General features: G+C 64.0%; 10 protein-coding genes. 5 read left to right on the top strand and 5 right to left on the bottom strand.

The window, feature by feature from the left end; translation table 11 throughout:
* Positions 1-177 precede the first annotated feature (177 nt).
* The 5 genes from PC358_RS07255 (at position 178) to PC358_RS07275 (ending at position 7134) form a co-directional block, all read left to right on the top strand.
* Positions 178-1524, top strand: coding sequence for an OprD family outer membrane porin (locus tag PC358_RS07255; protein ID WP_033698528.1), 1347 nt, complete (start codon positions 178-180; stop codon positions 1522-1524).
* Between the two features lie 37 nt (positions 1525-1561).
* Positions 1562-2905 (top strand): amidohydrolase, encoded by a 1344-nt coding sequence (locus PC358_RS07260; RefSeq protein ID WP_050506074.1) that lies wholly within the window; start codon positions 1562-1564, stop codon positions 2903-2905.
* Between the two features lie 80 nt (positions 2906-2985).
* The gene (locus PC358_RS07265; RefSeq protein ID WP_033698530.1) at positions 2986-4413 is read left to right on the top strand and encodes an amidase; all 1428 of its coding nucleotides are present in this window, start codon (positions 2986-2988) and stop codon (positions 4411-4413) included.
* Between the two features lie 4 nt (positions 4414-4417).
* A complete protein-coding gene (locus tag PC358_RS07270; protein WP_033698531.1) occupies positions 4418-5467 on the top strand; it encodes an ornithine cyclodeaminase in 1050 nt (349 codons plus the stop codon).
* 104 nt (positions 5468-5571) lie between these two features.
* Complete coding sequence (locus PC358_RS07275; RefSeq protein ID WP_050506075.1) at positions 5572-7134, top strand: APC family permease; 1563 nt, start codon at positions 5572-5574, stop codon at positions 7132-7134.
* On the opposite strand, the gene PC358_RS07280 is transcribed toward PC358_RS07275, so the two are convergent.
* From PC358_RS07280 to PC358_RS07300, 5 genes are all read right to left on the bottom strand, one after another.
* Positions 7131-8021 carry a LysR family transcriptional regulator gene (locus tag PC358_RS07280; protein ID WP_077068455.1) on the bottom strand — a complete coding sequence of 297 codons (891 nt, stop codon included), beginning with the start codon at positions 8019-8021 and terminating at the stop codon, positions 7131-7133. The genes PC358_RS07275 and PC358_RS07280 overlap by 4 nt on opposite strands.
* A gap of 171 nt (positions 8022-8192) precedes the next feature.
* Complete coding sequence (locus tag PC358_RS07285) at positions 8193-9839, bottom strand: fatty acid--CoA ligase (protein ID WP_033698535.1); 1647 nt, start codon at positions 9837-9839, stop codon at positions 8193-8195.
* A gap of 45 nt (positions 9840-9884) precedes the next feature.
* Positions 9885-12410 carry an efflux RND transporter permease subunit gene (locus tag PC358_RS07290; protein WP_033698536.1) on the bottom strand — a complete coding sequence of 842 codons (2526 nt, stop codon included), beginning with the start codon at positions 12408-12410 and terminating at the stop codon, positions 9885-9887.
* A 29-nt stretch (positions 12411-12439) separates the two neighbouring features.
* Positions 12440-13519 (bottom strand): WD40/YVTN/BNR-like repeat-containing protein, encoded by a 1080-nt coding sequence (locus PC358_RS07295; protein WP_033698538.1) that lies wholly within the window; start codon positions 13517-13519, stop codon positions 12440-12442.
* A 65-nt stretch (positions 13520-13584) separates the two neighbouring features.
* Entirely contained in the window at positions 13585-14943 is a 1359-nt protein-coding gene (locus tag PC358_RS07300; protein WP_033698539.1) for a DUF1329 domain-containing protein, read from the bottom strand.
* Between the last annotated feature and the right edge of the window lie 21 nt (positions 14944-14964).

Here is a 14964-nt window from a genome sequence, read left to right on the forward strand (position 1 = left end):
CTAGGTACCAACCTGTATGCCGTAACAGCATGGTAATAGAAGAATATCGGTATTAGACGGCATAGTTATGCCGTTTTAGTCTTCCCCTCACCCGGCGGCCTTGCATGTGCACACATGTTCCTAGCCCGCCCCTCCCTGTTGCGCCCTGCCACAAAAATAACTAACAGGCACTCACCGATGCTTAACAAACAGGCTAACGCTCGCTGGCTTGCCGGCACCCTTGCGACTTTTTTCTCCCTCTCCCCGGTTATGGGCAAGGCCCAGCCAGGCTTGCTCGAAGACAGTTCGCTGACCATGAACCTGCGCCATTGGTACTCCCATGAGACAGGCCATAAAAGCACCTATTTCCTGGCTCCAGACAAAGGAAGCGCGAAGCCGGTCAACGACCGTACGGCTTGGTTGCAAGGCGCCAGGCTCGATTTCGTCTCAGGCTATACCCAAGGCCCGGTTGGCCTGGGTATCGACCTGTCGCTGTATGGCGCGGTAGCGCTTGAACGCAGTGGGTTGGCGGCAGCCGGCGGCAGCAGCAGGCTGCTCGTGGAGCGCGACGGCGATGTGGTCGACGACTGGGGCAAGGTCGGTATCGCAGCGGCCAAACTCAAGGCCGGCCAAACCGTGATCAAGGTCGGCAGGCAGCAGGTACGCACCCCCGTCATGGACTATGCGGACACCCGGACCTTACCTGCGTCGTTCGACGGCGTGTCGCTGGAAAGCCACGACCTCGGCGCACTGACGCTCAAGGCGGGCTACTTCGACCGGGCCACGCCACGCACCGGCGCAGGCAGCGAAGACCTGACGTCGACCATGACCACGCGCAAGGTTGAAAGCGATTGGGTTGCCTATGCCGGCGGCGATTACAACCTGAACACGGCAGCAACGGCCAGCCTCTATCTTTCCCGCTTCGATGCCATATGGGACCGCGCCTATCTGGGCTTCAACTCCCGCCACGAGTGGAACGCTGCCTGGGCTAGCGAAGTGCAGGCCGACCTGTATCACACCCGTTCCAGCGGGCGTGAACTGGCCGGGGCAATCGACCAACAGGTCTACGGCCTGAGCCTGACCCAGCGTTACCTCAACCACTCGGTGAAGTTCGGGCTGCAGCAGGTGGTCGGGGACGAGTACTTCGATTATGTCGGCGAATCCAACGCCATTTCACTGCCCAACACCATGCTCTCTTACTACAACGGCCCCAACGAGCGTTCGTTTCAAGTCAAGTACACCAATGACTTCACCGCCTACGGCGTGCCCGGCCTGAAAACCATCCTCTGGTACATCAAGGGCTGGAACATCGACGGCACCGCTTACGACGGCGGCGCCAACGCAGCCTACGGCTGGGCGTCGAGCCAAAACGGCGAGAGCCACTACGAAGTGGGCGCCTTTCTCAACTACGTGGTGCAGTCCGGGCGCATGAAGAACCTCAGCGTCCTCACCGGCAACGCCTGGCATCGCGCGAGCCGCAACCAGATCGAAGGCAATCTCGAAGAGTTCCGCCTCATCGTCAACCTGCCAGTGAAGCTCTTCTGAGCGCTGCAGCAACGCCCCCCTTCTAAGGAGAACCTCCATGAAACCCTTGTTTGCCGTACTGATCGGCTCCCTGCTAGGCGCGCCAAGCGTGCAGGCCTGGGCCAGCATGCCTGATGGCACCTGGGTAAAGCACGCTGCCTTGAAGGTCGAGGACGAGGTCGTGCGGATCCGGCGACAGATTCACCAGCATCCGGAGCTGGGCAACCAGGAGTTCCAAACGGCCCAGCTGGTTGCCAAGCAGCTACGTGAACTGGGCATCGAGGTGCGCACCGGCATTGCCCGTACCGGCGTGGTCGGCGTGCTCAAGGGCGGTAAGCCTGGGCCGGTCATGGGCTTGCGTGCCGACATGGATGCTTTGCCCGTGCAGGAACAGACCGGCCTGCCGTTTGCCAGCAACACGGTTGCCCAGTACCAGGGCAAATCATCCCCAGTCATGCATGCCTGTGGCCACGATGCCCACACGGCCATGCTGCTCGGGGCGGCACGGTTACTGGCCGAGCATCGCGAACAGGTGGCCGGGACCGTGGTGTTCATCTTCCAGCCGGCTGAAGAAGGTGGCGCGGACATCGACAATTTCACCCAGGGTGCCGAGGTGGGGGCACGCAAGATGATCGCCGAAGGCGTGCTGACCGACCCGCCGATCGAGGCGCTGTTCGGCCTGCATGTGGTGGCTGGCATCCCGACCGGTGAGCTGCGCTACCGCCCCGGCGCGACCATGAACAGCGCCGATGGGGTGCGTATATCGCTGCAAGGTGTGCAGGCCCACGGCTCGATGCCGTGGAAGAGCAAGGACCCGGTAGTCGCCGCAGCGCAGGTGGTCACCAGCTTGCAAACCCTGGTAAGCCGCCGGGCAGACCTGACCCAAGGCATGGCAGCTGTCACCATCGGCAGCATTCACGGTGGCACTGCGCCGAATGTCATCCCGCAGGACCTGACGATGCTGGGCACCCTCCGCACCAGCAACAACGACATCCGCAAGACCCTGCTCGGCGACTTGCCAAACCTGGTGGAGCACATCGCCCTCGCCCACGGGGTGGCCCCCAAGGTGGAGCTGTCGGAATACGCCCCCGTGCTGATGAACGACCCAGCGCTGACCCAGGCAATGGTTACGGCGCTGCAGCGCGCCTCCGATGGCAAGGCAGCGCGGCTGGATTACACATTCTCCGCCAGCGAAGACTTCGCCCACTATGCCACCCAGGTGCCCAGCCTGTTCGTGCTGCTGGGTGCCACCCCTGCCGGCCAGGACATGAGCAGCGCACCGGTCAACCACAGCCCGTCGTTCACTGTGGATGAAGCCACGCTGAGCACCGGTGTACGCGCCCACGTCGAGTTTGTGCTGGCCTACCCGGCCTACGCCCAAGCGCGCCAGGCCGTGCGTTGAGTTTGCTTCAAGCCCACCCGCTACGCGCGCGCTATCACCCCGGGTGCCGCGCCGCGCAGCTTTGATCAGAGAGATGAACAATGCAAATCTGGAAGTGGAGTGCCACCGAAACGCGTGCACGGATCGCGGCAGGTGAAGTCAGCTGCACAGAAGTCGTCACGCAGCACATCGATCGCTGCGAGGCGATCAACCCCAGCATCAACGCTGTGGTCACCCGCAACTACGAACAAAGCCTCGCGCAGGCTCGGCGGATGGACCAGCAGCGCCGCGCCGGTGACACGCTGCCGCCACTGTTCGGCGTGCCGGTCACGGTAAAGATCAATGTCGACCAGGCAGGCTACGCCAACTCCGATGGGGTTCCCGCCCTGGCCGCGCAACGCTGCGAACACGACGCACCCGTAGTGGCCAACCTGCGCAAGGATGGGGCGATCATCATTGGCCAGACCAACACGCCGGAGTTCAGCACCCGCTGGTTCACTGACAACCCGCTGCACGGTGCCACCTCCAACCCCTGGAACGCGGCGCTGACGCCGGGTGGCTCGTCAGGTGGCGCAGCGGCGGCCGTGGCGTCAGGCATTGGCTGTATCGCCCATGGCAACGATATGGGCGGCTCGCTGCGCTACCCGGCGTACTGCTGTGGCGTGACCACCTTGCGCCCGTCCATGGGCCGCATCGCGAACGGTTCGCCCGCCTGTGAACAGGGCCGCCCGCCGATTTCCCAACTGTTTTCGGTGCAGGGTCCGATCGCGCGCAATGTGCAGGACTTGCAACTGGCGTTTGCGTCGATGAGCCAGCCCGCCGCCCTCGACCCGGACTGGCGCGCCGGGCGCAACGCCGGGCGCATCGATCGCCCCATGCGCGTGGCCTGCTGCATCGACCCGTTCGACAGCGGTGTCAGCCCGGCAGTGGAACGTGCCATAGCCACCGCGTGCCTGGCGCTGACCGAGTCCGGGCACCAGGTAGAACAGGTTCGCCCGCCACTGGCCCTGGAAGGCGCGATGCTTTGGGGGCGATTGGTCGCCGCCGAATCCACTGCATTGTTCGTAGAGGGTGTCGCACGCCATGGCTCAGCGCAGATCAACGAGGTGGTCAACGGCATGAATGCCCACTTCGGTGCCTCCGATGCCGGTCAGCTGCTGCGCGACTTGCGCCTGCGCAACCTGATCCGTCGCCAATGGAACCTGTGGCTGCAGGCCTACGACGCCGTGCTGATGCCGGTCTCGGCCCAGGCGCCGTTCGCGGACAACTACGACCTTGGCGCCCCGGCGCAGCTCGAAGCGCTGCTTGAGGCCCAACGCGCGCTGTACTTGGTGAACCTGCTGGGTTTTCCAGCGGTTGCCGTGCCGACCGACGTGCAGGCAGACGTACCGCAAGGTGTGCAACTGATCGGCGCCCCCCTGGAAGACGAGCGCTGCCTGCAACTGGCAGCAGACATCGAACGCCACTGCGGGGTGTTCACGCCCGCACTGTGGAACAAGCAACAATCCTTCAGCAACAAGAGCCTTTGACATCATGACCCGATTCATCAGCGTTTCAGACCTCAGCGAGTACTTGTCCGGTCATGGGGTCGATACCCTGCTGCGCCGCCTGACCGACTACATCGAAGATGATTTCCGTCGATGGCAGGCCTTCGACAAGTCTGCACGGCTGGCCAACCATAGCGATGTCGGCGTCATCGAACTGATGCCCATCGCCGATGCCGGGCGTTATGCCTTCAAGTACGTCAATGGCCATCCAGGCAACATCGAGCACAACTTGTCCACGGTCATGGCCTTCGGCGTGCTGGCCGATGTCGCCACCGGCTACCCGCTGCTGCTCTCGGAACTGACCCTGACCACTGCAATCCGCACCGCTGCCACTTCAGCACTGGCGGCCAGGTACCTGGCCCGTGACGACGCGAAGGTGATGGCCTTGATCGGCAATGGCTGCCAGAGCGAGTTCCAGGCCATCGCGTTTCACACCCTGCTGGGTATTCAACGGGTGCAGTGTTTCGATGTGGACCCTCGCGCCACGCAAAAGCTGCTGCACAACCTCAAGGACTATCCAGGCCTTGAGGTGGTTGCCTGTGAATCGGCCGAGGCGGCCGTGCACGGCGCGGATATCATCACCACGGTAACCGCCGACAAATGCCTGGCCACCATCCTCACCTCGGACATGGTGGCGCCAGGCATGCACATCAACGCCGTGGGCGGCGACTGCCCCGGCAAGACCGAGCTTGACCCGCAGGTGCTGCGCCAAGGCACGGTGTTCGTCGAGTACGAGCAACAGACGCGTATCGAAGGCGATATCCAGCAACTGCCCGGTGATTTTCCGGTTACCGAACTGTGGACCCTGATCGCCAATGACCGTCACGGTCGCACGAGCAAGGACGAGATCACCGTGTTCGATTCGGTGGGCTTCGCCCTTGAGGACTACTCGGCCCTGCGCCTGCTCTACGAGCTGAGCAGCCAGGAAGGCCTTGGCAGCAGCATCGAACTGGTCCCTGAACTGCCCGACCCCAAGGACCTGTACAGCCTGACCAAAGATGGCCGGGCAACGCGCAGCCTGCACAAGGTTGCCTGACTTCCGGCACACGTGCGACCGAGGCCCACGTGCCCGGTCGCCGACAATCAGCGCTTTGCCTGCGTCGCCAACAAGAACAACATATTCCAAACAGTGGGGCATCCATGAGCAATACGGCTACCTTCAAGCGCAACCTGGGGCTGCTCGACCTGACCCTGATCGGCGTCGGGTCAATGATTGGCTCAAGCTGGCTGTTTTCATCGCTACTGGCGGTGAAGATCGCCGGTCCGGCCGCCTGGATTTCCTGGCTGATCGCTGCATTCGCCAGTTTCTTCATCGCCATGACCCTGGCCGAACTGGGCAGTGCGCTGCCCAAGACCGGCGGGTTGGTCCGATACCCGGCCATGACCCACGGGCCTCTGATCGGGTTTATCGTCAGCTTTGCGGCGTTCATCATGTACTCGTGCGTGGCCGGGCTCGAGGCCGTGGCGGTGCGCACCTACGCCAGCGCCTGGCTGCCCGCGCTGGGCGGTGCAGAACCCACCCTGCTCGGCTGGTGGTTCCAGGCCGGCTTGATCGGGGTGTTCTTCCTGATCAACTACTTCGGGGTCAAGTCGTTCGGCAAGGCCAATTCGCTGGTAACCGTCATCAAGCTGGGGGTGCCGGCGGTGGTGATCGTGACCTTGGCCTTGCATTTCGAACCCAGCAATTTCACCGCCCATGCGTTCGCGCCAAACGGCGTCAGCGGTATCACCGCCGCCGTTTCCACTGCGGGGCTGATCTTTGCCTTTGGCGGGTTCCAGAACATCGTGATGTTCAGCGCCGAGGTCAGGAACCCCTCGCGCACCATTACCCTGGCGATCTTCTTCTCGTTGCTGATCACCACGCTGGTGTATGTGCTGCTGCAAGTGACCTTCATCGGGGCGGTGCCCAGTGCAATGCTGAACCAAGGCTGGGGCGCCCTGCAGATGAGTACGCCATTCGCCGACCTGGCCAGCATGCTGGGCCTGGCATGGCTGGTCAAAGTGATCATGGCCGATGCCCTGATCTCACCCGCCGGCACCGGCAACGTGTACCTGGCGGCAACCGCACGACAGGTGTATGCATGGGCGCGCAATGGCACGTTCTTCAAACGCTTCACCGCACTGGACGCCAACACCGGCGTCCCCCGGCTGGCCCTGTGGCTGTCGCTGTTCATGGCGCTGTTCTGGACGTTGCCGTTTCCCTCCTGGGAGGCCTTGGTGCAGGTGAACTCGGCAGCTGGGGTGATGCTGTTCACGCTGCTACCCATCTGCGTGATGACCCTGCGCCTCAACGCGCCCGACCTGCCGAGGCCTTATCGGATCCGCGGCATCGGCCTGATCGCGCCACTGGCATTCGTGAGTGCAACGTTCATCTTCTATTGGGTGGGCTGGAAGACCCTGTCGTGGATGCTCGGCGCGTTCCTGCTATTGATGCTGGTCTATTGCCTGGTGGCCCGAGGCAGACAAGTCGCGGGGGTTGGCTTTGCCCAGCAGCTGCGCTCAAGCGCCTGGATCGTCGCCTACTTCCTGGGCTTGATGCTGATCAGCTGCCTTGGCAACTTCGGTGGCAGCGGGCTCATGCCGGCGCCGTGGGACCAGGCCTTGGTTCTGGTGTTGTCGCTGGCATGCTTCTATTGGGGTGTCGTGTCTGGCATCGCGCGCGCGCCACAGCAGGTGAGGCTGGCCACCGTGCCCGGCGCTTAATCGATGCATTGCAGAAAGCCTGCCAGCCGCAAGGCGATGGCCTCCAGGGCTTGCGGGCAGTAATGTTCAGCGCTCCAACCGGCGTGCAGGTCAATGCCCAGGTAAGGTTGCGCAGGGCTGGGTAGCGGGTCAATGACCCGCAGGCTGTACGCACCGAAGCGCGGCAGGTCGGTCACGATACCAATGCCGCGCCCGGCTGCGCACAGCGCTTGCAACACAGTGGCGTGGCCACATTCGCTCACCCCACGGTAAGCCAGCCCTGCACGAGCCACCGCCAGGTCCAGCTGGATGCGGCTGATGTTCTGGCTGCCGAGCAGCAGCAAGTCGTGTTGCAGCAGCTCGGCCAAGGCTATCTCGCTGCGCCCTTCGAGCGCCCATGGGTGCGCTGCCCAGACATAGGCGCGCAAGGGCGCCCGTCCCAGGTAAAGGCTACGCAGGTCGCTGTCGAGGGCGCTGGGTGTAACCACCATGTCCATGCCTTGATGAAAGCGCTCAAGCAGATCGGCATGAGGCGCATCCACGGTGAGGATCATCGGGTCGTCCCTGCCCAGCGTAGTGATGAATGGCGCGATCAACTCACTGATGGTGGCAGGCGTGGCGGCGATGCGCAGGTCGCGCAGTTGGCCGCTGGCCAGGCTTTGCGCGGCAATGCGGATACTGCGCGCCTTCTCCAGCAACTGCCGCGCCAGCGGCACCAGGGTATGGCCCGCAGCAGTCAGGGCCAAGCGGTTGCGATGGTGCTCGAACAGCTGCAGGCCCAGCTCCTGCTCCAGGGTCTGGATCTGACGGCTCAGCGCTGGCTGAGCCAGGTGCAGTTTATGAGAGGCCGCGGTCACGGTGCCTAGATCGACCACTGCAAGAAAGCACTCGATCCGCCTGATATTCACTGTGCAGGTACTCTTAGGCCAATGCAGAACGTGCCCATGAACAGGTCATCACAGCTAGGAAGTCATGGGCTCGCATGGCGCGCATCATAACGGGCTTTGCAACATTGCTACAGAGGCTTGCGGATACGCCGACGGCGCCACCTTGAAGGCAGCACCGCCTGCAACGGCGCCTCAAGCCCCCATGTGCATCTCGCGAATCAGCTTCTTGTTGATCTTGCCAATGCTGGTCTTGGGGATATCGGCAACGAAATGCACCTGTCGCGGAATCGCCCACTTGTTGATCTGCCCGCAGTCGACGAACTGCTTCAGGTGCGCCTCGAGCATCGGCTGGTCAAGGCTGCCGTCTGATGCACGCACCACCAGGGCGATAGGCCGCTCGCCCCACTGCTCGTCAGGGATGCCGACCACCGCCACGGCGCTGACCGCCGCATGCTGGCTGATCAGGTTTTCCAGGGTCAACGAGCTGATCCACTCCCCGCCGGTCTTGATCACGTCCTTGATCCGGTCCTTGATCTCCAACACCCCGTGGCGGTCGATCGAGCCCATGTCACCGGTGTGCAGCCAGCCGTCCTGCCACAGTTCGGCGCCTTTCTGCGGCTCGTGCAGGTAGCCCTGGGTCAACCAGGGTGAGCGCACCACGATTTCACCCAGCGACTCACCGTCGTGGGGCATGGCGTTACCCTGGGCATCGACGATGCGCAGGTCAACCATCGCCACGGGGGCGCCGGTTCTGATCCGCTGCGCGACCTGCTCGGCCATGGGCAAGGCCAGGTCGGCTTCGCGCAAGTGGGTCAGGGTCAGCAGCGGGCAGGTCTCGGACATCCCGTAGCCACTGTAGATCAACATGCCACGCTCGCTGGCCTGGCGGGCCAGGCCGTGGGTCAACGCGCTGCCACCGAGCAGGATCTTCCAGCGGCTGAAATCGGTGTGCTGGCCTTGCTCGCAGTCCAGCATCATCTGCAACAGGGTGGGCACGCAGTGGGAGAACGTCACCCCTTCGTCGCGGTACAACCGCACCAGGGTGTTCGCCTCGTAGCGCCCGGGGTACACCTGCTTGACCCCCAGCATCGTGGCCACGTAAGGCACGCCCCATGCGTGCACATGGAACATCGGCGTGATGGGCATGTACACGTCGCTGGACCGTAACAGCGGCTGGCCATCGTAGGCGGCGAAGGTGCCCAGCTCGTTGAGGGTGTGCAGCACCAACTGGCGGTGGGAGAAGTACACCCCTTTGGGGTTGCCCGTGGTGCCGGTGGTGTAGAACAGCGTCGCCACCGAATGCTCGTCGAAGTCGTCGAACTCGGCTTCAGGGCTGGCGGCGGCCAGCAGCGCTTCGTACTCGCCCAGCACGGGCAACGAAGTGGCCGGCGCCTGCGCGTCCGTAAGCTGCACGTAGCCGCGCACGGTCCCCAGCTGACCGTGAATCTGCTCCAGCAGCGGCACGAAGTCGTCATGCACCAGCACCAGGTCGTCTTCGGCGTGGTTCATGGTGTAGGCAACCTGCTCGGGGGACAGGCGCACGTTCACCGTGTGCAACACCGCACCCAGCATCGGCACGGCAAAGAAACACTCGAGCGAGCGGTGGCTGTCCCAATCCAGTAGCGCCACGGTATCCCCGGCCTGCACCCCGGCCGCACGCAGCGCATTGGCCAGGCGCCGGACCCGCTGGTCGAGGTCGCGGTAGGTGTAGCGCAGCTTGTCGGCGTAGACGATCTGCTGTTCCGGCTGGTGGCGTACCCCTGACATCAGCAGGCGTTTGATCAGCAGGGGGTAGGCATAGGCACCGGCTGCCGGCGGCATTATTTTTGTCTTGGCCATGTAGGTAGCTTCCAGTTATTCGTGTTCGGTTCGACTAAAGGGCACTCACGCGCTCATCCGCGTGGGCGCCTGGGGTTGGCACACGCGCTCGTCAGGTGGCGTCGGCGCAGCACACGTCTCGGGCTCGGCGGCAACAAAGCGCTTGTCCGGCAGCAGGAAGTACGACAACGCCGGGATCAGCACCAGGGCACCCAGCATGTTCCACAGGAACATGAAGGTCAGCAGGATGCCCATGTCGGCCTGGAACTTGATCGGCGACCACGCCCAACCGACCACGCCCGCCGCCAGCGTGATGCCGACCAGGCCGACCACCCGGCCGGTGAAGGCCACGGCGTTCTGGTAGGCCTCGCCCAACGAGCGGCCCTGGCGCTGGTAGTGCAACTGCACGCTGAGCAGGTACAAGGCGTAGTCCACGCCAATGCCGACACCCAGGGCGATGACCGGCAACGTGGCCACTTTCACGCCAATGCCCATCGCCACCATCAAGGCCTCGCACAGCACCGAGGTCAGCACCAGCGGCAACAGCGCCACCAAGGTCGCTCGCCAGCTGCGGAAGGTGATCAGGCAAAACAGCGTGACCGCCAGGTAGACGAACAGCAGCATGGTGCGGTTGGCGTCACGGACCACGATATTGGTTGCCGCCTCGATGCCGGCGCTACCGGCCGCAAGCATGAACTGGCGCTCTGGGGTGCTGTTTTCGCGGGCAAAGCGGTCGGCGATAGCCACCACATCGTCGAGGGTCTGGGCCTTGTGGTCCTTGAGGTAGGCGATCACCGGCATCAGCGAACAGTCGTTGTTGAACAGCTCCGGGGCGTTGACCGACGCTTGTTGGGCGGCATAGTTGAGCATGTCTTGGTTGCGCTGCAGGCTGCTCATCTTCGGGTTGCCCTCGAACGAGCCTGCGGTGATCTGGCGCACGGCGTTGACCAACGAAACGGTGGTCTGCACGCCCGGGTACTGCTGCAGCTCCCAGGCCAGGCGGTCGGCGAGCATCAGCGTCTGGTAGCTCAGGCAGCCTTCGGGTGGGGTCTTGATCATCACCGCAAACAGGTCGCTGGACAGTGCGTAGTGGCGGGTGATGTAGGCGTTGTCGCGGTTGTAGCGCGAGTCGGCGCGCAGCTCCGGCGCGCCGCTGTCGAGGTCGCCGATCTTCAGCTGCAGGCTTGCCCAGAAACCAACTGCGCCCATCAGCACGGCCACCAGCACCGCGCCGGTCGCCCACTTGCGCGTGGTGAAGCGGTCGAGCGCATCCCACAGCTTGCCGAAGCCGCGGTGCTCGGCGGCGCGGCGGTCGATGCGCAGGGCGCGCTCGGCGGCCTTGCGGCCCACGCCGACATACGACAGCGCCACCGGTATCAACAGCAACGAGGTGAAGATCAGTACCGCAACCCCAATGCTCGCGGTGATCGCCAGGTCCTTGATCACCGGGATGTCGATCAGCATCAGCACGGCAAAGCCCACGGCGTCGGCCAGCAGCGCGGTGACCCCGGCCACGAACAGGCGCCGGAAGGTGTAGCGCGCGGCTACCTGCCTGTGCGTGCCGCGGCCGATGTCCTGCATGATGCCGTTCATCTTCTGCGCCGCATGCGAGACGCCGATGGCGAAGATCAGAAACGGCACCAGGATCGAATAAGGGTCGATGGCATACCCCAGCCAGCCGACGATACCCAGTTGCCACACCACCGCCGCCAGCGAACAGCACACCACCAGCAAGGTACTGCGCACACAGCGGGTATACAGGTAGATGATCAGCAGCGACGTGCCCACCGCCAAGGCGAAGAACATCATCACCTGGACCAGCCCGTCGCTCAGGTCGCCCATCAGCTTGGCAAAACCGATGACCCGCACCTTGTACTTGCCGTGGCCCTCCTCGCCTGCCCTGCGCGCCTTGCTGTCGCCGGCGTACTCGTACTTGTCGCGCAGTTGCTGTTCGAGCATCTGCGAGAACTGCCGGTAGTCGATGCCGCGGCCGGTGGCCAGGTCGTGGTCGAGCAGCGGCACCACCAGCATGCTCGACTTGAAGTCGGTCGCCACCAGGCTGCCGACGATGCCGGCACGGTTGATGTTCTGCCGCAGCTGCTCGATGTCGGCCGGCTTGCCCTGGTAGTCGTCGGGCATCACCGTGCCGCCCTGAAAGCCCTCCTCGGTGACTTCGGTCCAGCGCACCCCGGGGCTCCACAACGACTTCATCCAGGCGCGGTCCACGCCCTGGGCGAGAAACAGCTCGTCGTTGATCTGCTTGAGCACAGTCAAGTACTCAGGGTCGAAAATGTCGCCCTGGGTGTTCTCCACCACCACCCGCACCGAGTTGCCCAGGCCGCGCAGCGATTTGCGGTTGTCCAGGTAGTTCTGGATGTAGGGTTGGCTCTGCGGGATCATTTTCTCGAAACTGGGCCGCAACTCCAGGCGGGTCAGCGCCAGGTAGCCCAATACCCCCGTGACCAGCACCATGAACAGCATGAACAGCGGGCGGTAGTTGAAGACCATGCGCTCCAGCAGGTTGCCGGAGCGGGGATCGAAATCCTTCAGGTCGCGGATCACCGGCAGGGTGTCTTGCTTGATGTTGGCCATCACGAGTTCTCTTCGAATGCTTGGGGTTGTTATCGGGCCGGCAGCACGCGTACACCGCGTTCACCCACCAGTACGGTGCCGTTGCTGCGGGCCTGCACCGCAGCGGTCACCGGCGCCGGCGGCACCTGCGGCTGCACGGCAAAACTCAGGCCGCCGTCGCGGCTGCGCAGTACCTGGCCGGCCTGGCTGAACAACCAGTAGTCGCCGTTGCTGTCGATGCTGGCAGCCGTGATGCTTTGCGTAACCCCCGTGTTCACCCGGGCCCAGCTCTGCCCGCCGTCACTGCTGCGCGCCACATGGCCACGCAGGCCATACGCAAGCACTTCGCCGGGTTTACCGAGCACCCCGAACCAGGTCCCTTGGTAGGGGCTGGGCAAGCTGACGAAACGCTGTTGCCCAGCCTGCCACTTGAGCAGCAAGCCCTGTTCACCGGCCACGTACAGCTCATCACCGATTGCATGGATGGCATTGAGGTGCAGGCCTTGCGGGTTGTCGGTGCGGTCCTGCATCGGCACCCAGCTGTTGCCGCCGTCGTCGGTGCGCAGGATCAGGTTGAACACGCCCACTACGTAACCGTGCCGGGCGTCGACGAACCACACGCCAAGCAAGGGTTTGTCGGCGCCCTCCTCCACCAGCCGCTGGCCTTCGGCGGCAAATGCCGGCCATTGGGGGTCGTCCGGATGCGCCTTGGCCAAGGCCTGGTAATGCGCCTCGACCAGCGTGCCGATCTGCCGGCCGTCAAGCTGCCGGGCCCAACTCGCCCCCCCGTCGCGGCTGTGCAGGACCACGCCATCGTTGCCCACCGCCCAGCCTTCGCGCGCATTCGCAAACACCAGGGCGTTGAGGTCGGCACTGACCGGCACACTGGCCTGGTGCCAGTCCTGGCCCTGGTTGTCGGAATACACGATGTGCCCACGCGGCCCCACCGCCACCAGCCGATCCCCCGCCCGCGTCACATCGCGCAAGGGGCTGAGCACCGCCAGCGCACTCGGCTTGGCCGGCAAGTCCAGCACATCGACATACCCAGCCGCCCGCGCCGGGCCTTGAACGCCAGCCACAGCCATGGCCAACGCCAGCGCCCAGGGCGCCCATTTTCTTGAACAAGCCATGCCACATCCTCTGCAGACTCTGCCGGCTGCCCTTCTGGCGCGGCCGGCAGGTTGATCGTCGGGGGTCAGCGAATACCGGCGCCGGCGAGGGCTTCGGGCGACCACTGCGCCTTGGACAGAGGGCTGATGTACTCGATACCACCGTGCGGGCCGATCAGGCCGTTGATGTTGTAGCTGCCGCCGACCAGGTCGTAGACCACATGCGGGTTGTTGTTGGGGATCTGCACGTCGTAGCTCTGCGTGAAGAAGCTGTAGGAGCCGCGATACAACTGGCCTCGGGCGTCGTACTGGTCGGACGCCAGGGCGAACCAGCTGTCCTCGTCCAGGTAGAAGCGGCGTTTGGCATAGATGTGCCGGGCATTGCCCTTGAGGGTGCCCTCGACCACCCAGACCCGGTGCTTCTCCCAGCGCACCTGGTCTGGCGCCAGGTGGTTGGGCGTGGTCAGGCTTTTCGGGTCGTGAATGTAGGTCAACCGGTAGGTGTTGTACGGCACGTACATTTCGCGCTTGCCCACCAGGTGCCAGTCATAGCGGTCCAGCGCACCGTTGAACACATACACATCATCGAAGGTACCGGAGCCGGCCGTACCGGGGTTTGGCGTGTCGTAAGCCAGGTTCGGTGCCAACTTCACCCGGCGCTGGCCCGGCAGGTACTGCCAGGCGCGGCGTTCCTGCACCAGAGGGTTGGCGGCATCCTTGAGCATCATCGACTCACCGGCACGGCGTGCCGGGCCTTCGAAGTACAGCTTGGTCTGGAAATAGATGTCCTTGGCTCCGATGACCTTGTTCAGGTCCTCGTAGATCGGGTAGGCGTTGTAGGCCAGGCCCGTGGTGGCCAGGGCTGCCACACCGGCTGCGTCGACGTTCCACGAATCGTACTTGGCCTTCTGCGCTACGCCCTGGTAGCGCAGCAGGTGGTTCCACATGGCTTCGGCGCCCGACTGCGGGATGGGGAACGGCACGCCAGGCAACACATTCTCGATGGCCAGGCCATCCTCTAGCGACTTGGCGTTGGCGGCATTTTTCAGGGTGTTGTCCAGCAGCGCCTTGGGCAATGCCGCCGTACGGTGGCTCGGGTAGACCTCGATGCGGAAGGTGGGGAAGCGCTTGGCCAGCTCCACCGTGGTGGCGGTCAGCGAGCCCTGATACTGCTCGACGTTCTTGCCATCGATCACCAGTAGTGGCTTTTCCGCCGTGTAGGGGTCAGGCCGCAGGGTATCGCCTTGCTTGAAACCGGCAGGCGGGGTGTTCAGGCCGCCCTCGTAGGGCGGGATGGAGCCGTCGGCGTTGCCCGCCTGGTCGGCCCCCACCACGGTCAGGTCCTTGCCCAGCCGGGCGACGTCCTGGGCCGGTGCGCCCGCGTGGGCATGCCCGGCGAAGATGACCGCCAGCGAGGCGCACAGCAGGCTGTTGAGATGCTTCATCGCGTTTCTCCGCTTGTTGTT

Origin of the sequence: Pseudomonas capeferrum (genome assembly GCF_000731675.1) — a bacterium.
GTDB lineage: Bacteria > Pseudomonadota > Gammaproteobacteria > Pseudomonadales > Pseudomonadaceae > Aquipseudomonas > Aquipseudomonas capeferrum.

Coding starts and splice junctions, on each gene's coding strand:
- PC358_RS07255 (WP_033698528.1), top strand. CDS start 178: ATGCTTAACAAACAGGCTAACGCTCGCTGGCTTGCCGGCACCCTTGCG.
- PC358_RS07260 (WP_050506074.1), top strand. CDS start 1,562: ATGAAACCCTTGTTTGCCGTACTGATCGGCTCCCTGCTAGGCGCGCCA.
- PC358_RS07265 (WP_033698530.1), top strand. CDS start 2,986: ATGCAAATCTGGAAGTGGAGTGCCACCGAAACGCGTGCACGGATCGCG.
- PC358_RS07270 (WP_033698531.1), top strand. CDS start 4,418: ATGACCCGATTCATCAGCGTTTCAGACCTCAGCGAGTACTTGTCCGGT.
- PC358_RS07275 (WP_050506075.1), top strand. CDS start 5,572: ATGAGCAATACGGCTACCTTCAAGCGCAACCTGGGGCTGCTCGACCTG.
- PC358_RS07285 (WP_033698535.1), bottom strand. CDS start 9,839: ATGGCCAAGACAAAAATAATGCCGCCGGCAGCCGGTGCCTATGCCTAC.
- PC358_RS07290 (WP_033698536.1), bottom strand. CDS start 12,410: ATGGCCAACATCAAGCAAGACACCCTGCCGGTGATCCGCGACCTGAAG.
- PC358_RS07295 (WP_033698538.1), bottom strand. CDS start 13,519: ATGGCTTGTTCAAGAAAATGGGCGCCCTGGGCGCTGGCGTTGGCCATG.
- PC358_RS07300 (WP_033698539.1), bottom strand. CDS start 14,943: ATGAAGCATCTCAACAGCCTGCTGTGCGCCTCGCTGGCGGTCATCTTC.